Source organism: Pseudomonas sp. C5pp (genome assembly GCF_000814065.1).
GTDB classification, from domain to species: domain Bacteria; phylum Pseudomonadota; class Gammaproteobacteria; order Pseudomonadales; family Pseudomonadaceae; genus Aquipseudomonas; species Aquipseudomonas asiatica.
In genome coordinates, this window is record NZ_JWLN01000011.1 from 184,096 (window position 1) to 193,858 (window position 9,763).

Genomic DNA, 9,763 nt, shown 5'->3' on the forward strand with positions numbered 1-9,763 from the left:
GGACGGTCAATGGGGCCGATTCCCCGTTCTGCCCAAGAATTCGCAAGAAACCAGTTCCCCCAGAGCCACTGAAAAAAGGTAGGAAACCGTGAACCCGGTAATCAAGACATTCCAGTTCGGTCAGTCGACCGTTACTCTCGAAACGGGCCGTATTGCCCGTCAGGCAACCGGCGCCGTGCTGGTTACCGTCGACAACGACGTCACCGTGCTGGTGACCGTGGTCGGTGCCAAACAGGCCGATCCAGGCAAGGGCTTCTTCCCGCTGTCGGTCCACTACCAGGAAAAGACCTACGCCGCCGGCAAGATCCCGGGTGGCTTCTTCAAGCGTGAAGGCCGTCCTTCCGAGAAAGAGACCCTGACCTCGCGCCTGATCGACCGTCCGATCCGTCCGCTGTTCCCGGAAGGCTTCATGAACGAAGTGCAGGTTGTCTGCACCGTGGTTTCCACCAGCAAGAAGACCGACCCGGACATCGCTGCGATGATCGGTACCTCGGCCGCCCTGGCCATCTCCGGCATTCCGTTCGAAGGCCCGATCGGCGCCGCTCGCGTTGCCTTCCACGAAAGCACCGGCTACCTGCTGAACCCGACCTACGAGCAACTGGCTGCCTCGAGCCTGGACATGGTCGTTGCCGGTACCGAATCGGCTGTACTGATGGTTGAGTCGGAAGCCAAAGAGCTGACCGAAGACCAGATGCTGGGCGCCGTGCTGTTCGCCCACGACGAATTCCAGGCCGTGATCCAGGCCGTCAAGGAACTGGCTGCCGAAGCCGGCAAGCCGACCTGGGACTGGCAGCCAGCCCCGGCCAACGTCGAGCTGATGAACCTGGTACGTGCCGAGTTCGGCGAAGCCGTTTCGCAGGCCTACACCATCACCCAGAAGGCTGACCGCTACAACCGCCTGGGCCAGCTGCGCGACGAGGCTGTTGCCCGTCTGAGCAACGAAGAGACCGGCCCGTCCGCCGGCGCCATCAAGGAAATCTTCGGCGAGCTGGAATACCGCACCGTCCGTGAGAACATCGTCAACGGCAAACCGCGTATCGACGGTCGTGACACCCGCACCGTGCGCCCGCTGAACATCGAAGTCGGCGTATTGCCGAAGACTCACGGTTCGGCGCTGTTCACCCGTGGCGAAACCCAGGCCCTGGTCGTTGCGACCCTGGGTACTGCCCGTGACGCCCAGCTGCTGGACACCCTGGAAGGCGAGAAAAAAGACCCGTTCATGCTGCACTACAACTTCCCGCCATTCTCGGTGGGTGAGTGCGGTCGCATGGGCGGCGCTGGCCGTCGTGAAATCGGCCACGGTCGCCTGGCCCGTCGTGGCGTGCAGGCCATGCTGCCGAGCGACAGCGAGTTCCCGTACACCATCCGCGTGGTATCGGAAATCACCGAATCCAACGGTTCCAGCTCCATGGCTTCGGTCTGTGGTGCTTCCCTGGCCCTGATGGACGCTGGTGTACCGATGAAGGCACCGGTTGCCGGTATCGCCATGGGCCTGGTCAAGGAAGGTGACAAGTTCGCCGTCCTGACCGACATCCTGGGTGACGAAGACCACCTGGGCGACATGGACTTCAAGGTAGCCGGTACCGCCAAGGGTGTTACCGCGCTGCAGATGGACATCAAGATCAACGGTATCACCGAAGAGATCATGGAGATCGCCCTGGGCCAGGCCCTGGAAGCGCGCCTGAATATCCTCGGCCAGATGAACCAGATCATCGCCCAGTCGCGTAGCGAGCTGTCGGCCAACGCCCCGACCATGATCGCAATGAAGATCGACACCGACAAGATCCGTGACGTCATCGGTAAAGGCGGCGCCACCATTCGCGCCATCTGCGAAGAGACCAAGGCTTCGATCGACATCGAAGACGATGGCTCGATCAAGATCTTCGGCGAAACCAAGGAAGCGGCAGATGCTGCCAAGCAACGCATCCTGGGCATTACCGCCGAAGCCGAGATCGGCAAGATCTACGTCGGCAAGGTCGAGCGCATCGTCGACTTCGGTGCGTTCGTAAACATCCTGCCTGGCAAGGACGGCCTGGTGCACATCTCCATGCTGAGCGATGCTCGCGTCGAGAAAGTCACCGACATCCTGAAAGAAGGCCAGGAAGTCGAAGTACTGGTACTGGACGTGGATAACCGCGGCCGTATCAAGCTGTCGATCAAGGACGTTGCCGCGGCCAAGGCCTCGGGCGTCTAAGCGACCGCCACGCAACAGGAAAAGGGCCCTTCGGGGCCCTTTTTTCATGGGCGAAAGGGAACCTTTTGCGGACTTGCATCTTGCATGCAGGTTTACCGTGCAGATTGCAAAATGCACGACGACGGGAGTGCTGGTTTTTCGCTAACTTATTGATTTGAAAGGAAACAAGCGAGACGGAAAAGCTGGCACAGCGCATGCAACTACCTCCATATCTGACGCCAGGACATACGGCGCAGACCTTTCGAAAAAACAGGAGTGACTCACATGAAGAAGTTCGCCATTGCTGCCGCTACTGCTACCGCCCTGACCCTGACCATGGCTAACGGCGCATTCGCTGCGGAGCCAACCCAGGCTCCAGTCATGTTGGCTGCCAACACCGTGGATAACGCCAAGCAGGAAGGTTCCGACACCTGGATCACTACCAAGGTGAAAGCGGACCTGCTGACTGAAAAAGGTATTCCAGGCAGCGACATCAAAGTCGAGACCAGCCAAGGCGTCGTCTCGCTGTCGTCTGACGTGGCGATCACTCAATCCCAGAAAGAAGAAGCAGTACGCATCACCAAGAACATCAAGGGCGTGAAAAGCGTCATGTCTGACGGCCTGAAAGCCGAATAAGGAATGTCCCGTCGGCCAAACGGATTTGGCCACCTTCGCTCCGAGCCCCGGCTATTTGCCGGGGCTTTTCATTGGCGGCTAGTACACCGGGTTACGCGCGATCACATCGCTCTCGAAGCATTCCTGCTCGACGATCAGCGGCTCGACCAATGGCCGGCTATCGCGAAAGTGCGCGGTCTGGGTATGCGCTTCATAGGCTGCATCGTCGCGGTAGATCTCGTACAGGTAGATCACCTCCGGGTCGACCCGGTCCTGCGACACATCGAACACCAGGCAACCAGGTTCGGTGGCGACGGAAGCCGCGGCATTGACCTTGATCGCGGTCAGGAAATCCTCGGCGCAACCGGGCTTCACACGGGTCTTGATGAACAGACTATACACAAGGCTCTCCTTTTGTTTTAAATTCTATTGTGAATTGTATACAAAAATGGAGCCTCGCCAATGTCCGAATTGCCTGCACGCCCTGGCCGCCTGAACGGCCTGCGCCATATTGCCTTGTTGGTGCCCAACCTTGAGGAGTGCGAACGATTCTACGTCGATGTGCTGGGCATGGAAGTGCTGAACCGCGCCAACGAAGACCTGGTGTATCTCACTTGTGGTAACGACAACCTGTCGCTGGGGCGCGGGGCTGGGGCGGCCAATGGGTTGCAGACCTTGGACCACTATGGGTTCATCGTCGATAGCGTGGAGGAGCTGGAGGCCTGGTACCAGTATTTCAAGGCCCATGGCGTGACCCTGCTGGACCGGCCGTTCAACCATGGTGACGGGGCGCGCAGCTTCCACCTGCTGGACCCGGCAGGGAACAAGGTGCAGCCGTTGTACCACCCGGCGGTGTCGGGGCAGCGGTTGGTGTGAGGCCTGTACCGGCCTCTTCGCGGGCTTGCCCGCTCCCACAGGGATTGCGCACAGCTCAAGGCCGGCGCATACCTTGTGGGAGTGGGTTTACCCGCGAAGAGGCCAGCCCTGCTAGTAGAAGTTACTCGGCATCCAGATGCATCGGCGTCACCACCCGCCCATCGCTCTCGGCCTGGCCCAGGTTGGTATCGATGAAGTACACCCGGTCATCTTCCAGCTGGCCTTTGTCTACCAGGTAATCCTTGATGCTGCTGGCCCGCTCCTGGCCCAGCGTGCGCAGTAGCGCAGTACTCTCGGCCCAGGACTTGATCACCGCCTCGCGCAGCTTGGCGGTGCGCTCGTCGCGGCCCAATTGCTCCCATTCCGCAGGCGGCTGTTGCTTCAGGCGGTTACGGTAGATGCCTTCGAGCATCGCCGGTTTTTCGCTGTCGTCGACCACCAGCATCGAGGCATTGGCCGGTACCTTGTCACCGCGGCGCTGCAGGATCTTGTACCAGGTGGCCTGGTACTCACGCTCCAGGCGCTGCTGGGCTATCAGCGGGCCGTCGCTGGCCTGGGCGCTGGTGCCTTCGATTTCCAGGCGCAGCTCCGGGCGTTCCTTCAGGGCCGACGCCAATTTGTCCAACGATGCCTGGGCGTCGCCACTAAGCTCGCTGGAGCCCGGGGCGAAGGACACATTGCCCAGATCTTCCGAGCCACCGCCGGCAACCAGCCCGCCAATGAACTTGAACGGCGCCTGCGCCGCACGCAACACCAGGTTGCGCAGGGTTTGCCAGACGATCGGCATCACGCTGAACTGCGGGTTGTTGAGGTCTCCGGATACCGGCAGCTCGATCGAGATCTTGCCTTCTGTATCCTTCAGCAGTGCCACCGCCAGGCGGATAGGGAGGTCCACTGCGTCCGGGCTGTCGACCTTCTCGCCCAACTGCAACTGCTCAACCACCACCTTGTTCTCGGCCTTCAGCTGGCCATTGGTGATCAGGTAATGCAGGTCGAGGTTGAGCCGGCCCTTGCGGATACGGAAGCCGGCGAACTTGCCGGAATAGGGTGTGAGTGTGGTCAGCTCGACCCGCTTGAAGCTAGTGGCGATATCCAGGCTGGCCAGCGGGTTGAACGGGTTGAGGGCGCCTTTGATGGTGACCGGCGCGTAGCGGTCGACCTTGCCCTTGACGTCGACCTTGGCCGGCACCGGCTTGCGATTGTCGATGGTGCCGATCCGGCCGTTCAGCTGCTGGATGGCCGTGGCGAAGTTGGGGGTGAGGGATAGGTCGGCGAAGTTGGCCGAGCCGTCGTTGATGTCGATCTGGCCGATGTGGATGCCCAGCGGCTTGTCGTTGCCGGCGGAGGCCGGCTTGGCCTGGCTGGTCGCCGGGGCGCCGGCCGGCTGCGGGATCAGCAGGTCGTTGATGTTGGTCGTGCGGTCTTCGTTGATGATGAAACGCGCATAGGGTTGCAGCAGGGTCACTTTGTCGATCGACAGCGCATCGCCGTGCACGTAGGACAGGCCGTCGACGTTCACCTGCTGCCATTTGACGAAGTCACGGCTCTTGATGGTGTCGAGGGTGTGCAGCTGGCTGACCTGTGCCTTGCCGGTAACACTGAAGGCCAGTGGTGCGGTGTTCTTCAGGTCGACCTTGAGGTCGCTGGCGAGCATGCCGCTGCGCAGCTCCAGCAGGATGAACGGGCTGATATAGGCCTGGGCCACTCGCAGGTCGATATCGCGGGTGCTCACGTCCAGCTTGGCCCAGATGGGCGCCAGGTTTACCTGGCCGGCCGCTTGCAGTTTGCCTTGCTTGCCCACGCCGGTATCGAGCTTGAGGGTGAAGGGCGATTTGTTGAGGCTGTCGAAACCTTGCAGGTCGGCGTTGAGCGGGCCGACGTCGAGGGCCACCGGCTCCTTCTGGGTACGGTCTGCCAAGTGCACCAGGTAGTTACGCAGTTGCACATCCTTGAGCAGCACCTGCCAGGGTTTGCTCGGCTCCTTGGCGGCTTGCTGTTCGGGCGTGGGCTCGGCGGCGGCCGGTTCGGCCTTTTCCTTCGGCGTAGCCTTGGCCGGCTGGCTGGCGAACAGTTTCTGCCAGTCGAGCTGGCCGTCCTTTTCCAGCGCGGCCCAGGTTTCCAGTTTTTCGCTGCGGATCTTGCCCACGGTGACCAGCTGCTTGACCAGATCGACCGAGGTTTCGCTTACTTCCAGGCTGGCCAGGCGTGCCAGCGGGCGGCCATCCGGGGCCTTGATGGCAAACGGGGCGATGCGCACCGACGCGTTGTCCAGCAACAGTTCGGTCTGCTTGGCGAGGTTGAGCTTGTAGTGGGTGTCGAGGCTGACCACGCCGTCTTCCAGCACCAGTGGCACGGCATCGCGCACATAGGGCCAGAATGCCTTCATCTTGCCTTCGGTGATCTTCAGTGTGCCTTCAGAGGCGATTGGCGCCAGGCTAAGGGTGCCTTTCCAGTCGATGCGCCCGCCGTTGGGGCCGATGGCCACCAGGGTCATGTCGGCATTGTCGTTGGGCAGGGTGCTGAGGTTTTTCAGCTCCAGGTTCATGTTGTCGTAGAGGAACTCGATCGGCTCGCTCGGGCGCAGGTCCTCGAAGTGCAGGTAGCCATCGCTGAGCTTGATGCTGCCGATGCGTAGCGGGAACGGGTCGCTGGGTGGCTCGTCAGGCTTGGCTTCGCTGGCTGGCAGTTTGAACAGGCGGGTCAGGTTGAGAGTACCGTCCTTGGCGAACAGCACTTCGTTGCGCGGTTTGACCAGTTCCACTGCGTCCAGGTGCAGGGCACCGCTCCATAGACTGTCGAGCGAAAGGTTGGCGTACAGCCGGTCGAAGCCGACCTGCTCCTTGCCAGGCTCGCCGATCTGCAGGCCCCACAGTGTCAGCTCGAGGCTGAAGGGGTTGAGTTCGATCCGTTCGAGGTGGGCAGGCACGGTTGCGTACTGGGCCAACTGTTGGTTGGCGATGCGCAGCGCGACACCGGGGAAAACGAAAAAGCCAAGAAGGCTGTAGAGGGCTACCAGGGCCAGCAGTGCGCCAGCGGCGCGAGTCAATCCTTTGTACATGTGTCGCTTCGTCTGTCTAAGCAGGAGAGCTTGGAGTATGGCACGTTAAATCAGTTCCGCTGAGGCGACCAGTTGACCTCATTCGATACCCATGCGCCGTTTGGCCCGGTGCGCCGAGCCGTCGCGCATCGCCCAGCGCAGTACTGGCGCAGTGCGTTGCAGGCCCAGGCGGATCATGCGCCGCTGCAACGGACCGTGCTGTAGCCCGAGCATGGTCTGGGCCCAGCCCGGCAGCAGGTCGATGCCGGCGTGCAGCATTAGCTTGCCCACCGGCTGCGCCAAGCGGCTGGGGGCGGGGGCATCGAGCAGGATGCCGACCACCTCATGGCTGCGTGCGTCGCAGTGCAACTGCGGACGCATGCGCTGCAGATAGTCCTCGACCTGCTGGCACGAGCGCGGCACGTCGCGGGCGCCAAGGCGCTCGGCAATCAATGCGATCTCTGCGTAGTAGGCATCCTGCTCGGCGCGCGCTAGTTGCGGGTTGCGGTAACGCAGGTGGGCGGCGAGAAAGCTGCTGACTTCTGCCACGTGCACCCAGGTCAGCAGGTCCGGGTCGCTGGCCGCATACGGGCGGCCATCCGGCGCGGTGCCGGTTACCTGCAGGTGGATGGTACGCACCTTGTCGATCAGCCACTCGGCATCGCGGGTGGCGCCGAAGGTGGTGCCCGAGATGAATTGGCTGGTGCGGCGCAGGCGACCGAGCAGGTCTTCACGGAAGTTGGAATGGTCCCACACCCCGGCCAGGGCCAGCGGGTGCAGCAGCTGCAGCATGAGGGCACTGATGCCACCGACCAGCATGCTCGGGAAGTCGCCATGTATCCGCCAGCTGATGCTGTGCGGGCCGAACAGCCCGGGGTCACCCTTGGGCGATTCCAGGTCGAGCTGGCCGAGGGCCAGCCCGGTAAGGCTCATGACCTGGGTTTCGATGCGGCGGCGAAGGGCTTCCATGGCGACCTGTGGTTCAGGGCGGCCATGGGCAACGGCCGCCGGTTACTGGTTGAGGCGTTTGTCGATCAGGCCCTGCACCACGCTGGGGTCGGCCAGGGTCGAGGTATCGCCCAGGTTGTCGAGTTCGTTGCAGGCGATCTTGCGCAGTATACGCCGCATGATCTTGCCTGAGCGTGTCTTGGGCAGCGCCGGAGCCCACTGGATCAGCTCGGGCTTGGCGAAACTGCCGATTTCCTTGCTGACCAGGGCCAGTAGCTCGGTCTTGAGCGCGTCGTCCGGCGTTACACCATTCATCGGTGTGACGAAGGCGTAAACGCCTTGGCCCTTGAGATCGTGGGGGTAACCGACCACCGCCGCTTCGGCAACGCTGTCATGCAGCACCAGCGCGCTTTCCACTTCGGCGGTACCGATACGATGACCGGAAACGTTGATCACGTCATCGATACGCCCGGTGATCCAGTAGTCTCCATCGGCATCGCGGCGGGCACCGTCGCCGGTGAAGTAATAGCCGGGCATCGGCTTGAAGTAGGTGTCGACCATGCGCTGATGGTCGCCATAGACACTTCGGATCTGCCCGGGCCAGCTGGCCTTGATCGCCAGCAGGCCGGCACCGGGGCCCTCGATGAGCTTGCCCTTTTCGTCCAGCAGCACTGGTTGTACGCCGAACATGGGCTGGGTGGCACAGCCGGGCTTGAGCGACTGCGAGCCGGGCAGCGGGGTGAGCATGATGCCGCCTGTCTCGGTCTGCCACCAGGTATCGACGATGGGGCAGCGCTTTAGCCCGACTTCTTCGAAATACCACTCCCAGGCTTCCGGGTTGATCGGCTCGCCGACGCTGCCCAGCAGGCGCAGGCTCTGGCGTGAAGTACTCTGCAGCGGCGCGGAGCCCTCGCGCATCAACGCGCGCAGGGCGGTCGGGGCGGTGTAGAAGATGTTCACCTTGTGTTTGTCCACCACTTGCCAGAAGCGCGAGGTGTCCGGGTAGTTGGGCACGCCTTCGAACATCAGCGAGATCGCGCCATTGGCCAGCGGGCCATAGACGATGTAGCTGTGGCCGGTTACCCAGCCGACATCGGCGGTGCACCAGAACACCTCGCCGTCACGGTAGTCGAACACCACCTTGAAGGTGAGGGTGGCCTGCAGCAGGTAGCCGCCGGTAGTGTGCAGCACGCCTTTGGGTTTGCCGGTGCTGCCGGAGGTGTAGAGGATGAACAGCGGGTCTTCTGCACCCATCGGCTCGGGAACGCAGTCGTCGCCGGCCTTTTCCGTTGCCTCGTGGTACCAGAGGTCGCGGCCGTCGGCCCAGACGATATCGCCGCCGGTACGGCGCACCACGAATACGCTGCTGACCGCGGGGCAACTGGCCAGGGCCTTGTCGACGTTCTGCTTCAGTGGGATGCGTTTGCCGCCGCGCACACCTTCATCGGCGGTGATCACCGTACGGCAGTCGGCATCGAGGATACGGTCGCGCAAGGCATCGGGCGAGAAGCCGCCGAACACCACCGAGTGGATGGCACCGATGCGGGTGCAGGCAAGCATGGCGAAGGCGGCCTCGGGGATCATCGGCATGTAGATGCACACCCTGTCGCCTTTCTTCACCCCGCGTGCTTTCAGTGCATTGGCCAGGCGGCAGACCTGGCGGTGCAGTTCGCGGTAGGTGATGGCCTTGGAATCCTTGGGGTCATCGCCTTCCCACAGCAGGGCGGTCTGTTCGCCGCGTCGGGCCAGGTGGCGGTCGACGCAGTTGTAGCTGACGTTGAGCTGGGCGCCGTCGAACCAGCGGGCGCTGCCGGTCTTCAGGTCGCATTGCTGCACGCTCGACCAGGGCTTGAACCACTCCAGGCGCTTGGCCTGTTCGGCCCAGAAGGTGTCGGGGTCATCCACCGACTGGCGGTAGAGGCGGCGGTACTCGTCGGGGGTTAGGGCGGCGGACTGGCTGACGGCCAGGGCCTGGGGGTAGTTGCGGATATCGAACATGGCGGGTGGTCCTGCTCTTGTAAGGGGCGATGGACTGCAACGGCTATTCGATAGGACAGTGTAGCCAGAGGTGATGTTCCTTGAGGGTAGACTCGGTCCCTGTAGGAGCGGCCTTG

Annotated in this window: 7 protein-coding genes; 3 read left to right on the plus strand and 4 right to left on the minus strand. The window is 62.4% G+C overall.

The window, feature by feature from the left end:
• The first annotated feature begins 88 nt into the window (after nt 1-88).
• Together pnp and RR51_RS11790 are read left to right on the plus strand one after the other, a co-directional pair.
• Complete coding sequence (gene pnp / locus RR51_RS11785) at nt 89-2,194, plus strand: polyribonucleotide nucleotidyltransferase (protein ID WP_013974283.1); 2,106 nt, start codon at nt 89-91, stop codon at nt 2,192-2,194.
• A gap of 264 nt (nt 2,195-2,458) precedes the next feature.
• Nucleotides 2,459-2,809, plus strand: a complete 351-nt coding sequence (locus RR51_RS11790) for a BON domain-containing protein (RefSeq protein ID WP_013974282.1) — start codon at nt 2,459-2,461, stop codon at nt 2,807-2,809.
• A 78-nt stretch (nt 2,810-2,887) separates the two neighbouring features.
• Here the strand turns inward: RR51_RS11790 and RR51_RS11795 are convergent, their stop codons facing one another.
• Nucleotides 2,888-3,190: a putative quinol monooxygenase gene (locus RR51_RS11795; protein ID WP_039613589.1), complete on the minus strand. Its 303-nt coding sequence runs from the start codon at nt 3,188-3,190 to the stop codon at nt 2,888-2,890.
• A 60-nt stretch (nt 3,191-3,250) separates the two neighbouring features.
• Between RR51_RS11795 and RR51_RS11800 the strand changes: the two genes are divergently transcribed.
• A complete protein-coding gene (locus tag RR51_RS11800) occupies nt 3,251-3,664 on the plus strand; it encodes a VOC family protein (RefSeq protein WP_010955354.1) in 414 nt (137 codons plus the stop codon).
• A gap of 121 nt (nt 3,665-3,785) precedes the next feature.
• On the opposite strand, the gene RR51_RS11805 is transcribed toward RR51_RS11800, so the two are convergent.
• From RR51_RS11805 to acs, 3 genes are all read right to left on the minus strand, one after another.
• Nucleotides 3,786-6,722 (minus strand): DUF748 domain-containing protein, encoded by a 2,937-nt coding sequence (locus RR51_RS11805; protein WP_039613590.1) that lies wholly within the window; start codon nt 6,720-6,722, stop codon nt 3,786-3,788.
• 78 nt (nt 6,723-6,800) lie between these two features.
• Nucleotides 6,801-7,670 (minus strand): oxygenase MpaB family protein, encoded by an 870-nt coding sequence (locus tag RR51_RS11810; protein ID WP_039613591.1) that lies wholly within the window; start codon nt 7,668-7,670, stop codon nt 6,801-6,803.
• Between the two features lie 42 nt (nt 7,671-7,712).
• Nucleotides 7,713-9,647, minus strand: coding sequence for an acetate--CoA ligase (acs, locus tag RR51_RS11815; protein WP_039613592.1), 1,935 nt, complete (start codon nt 9,645-9,647; stop codon nt 7,713-7,715).
• Between the last annotated feature and the right edge of the window lie 116 nt (nt 9,648-9,763).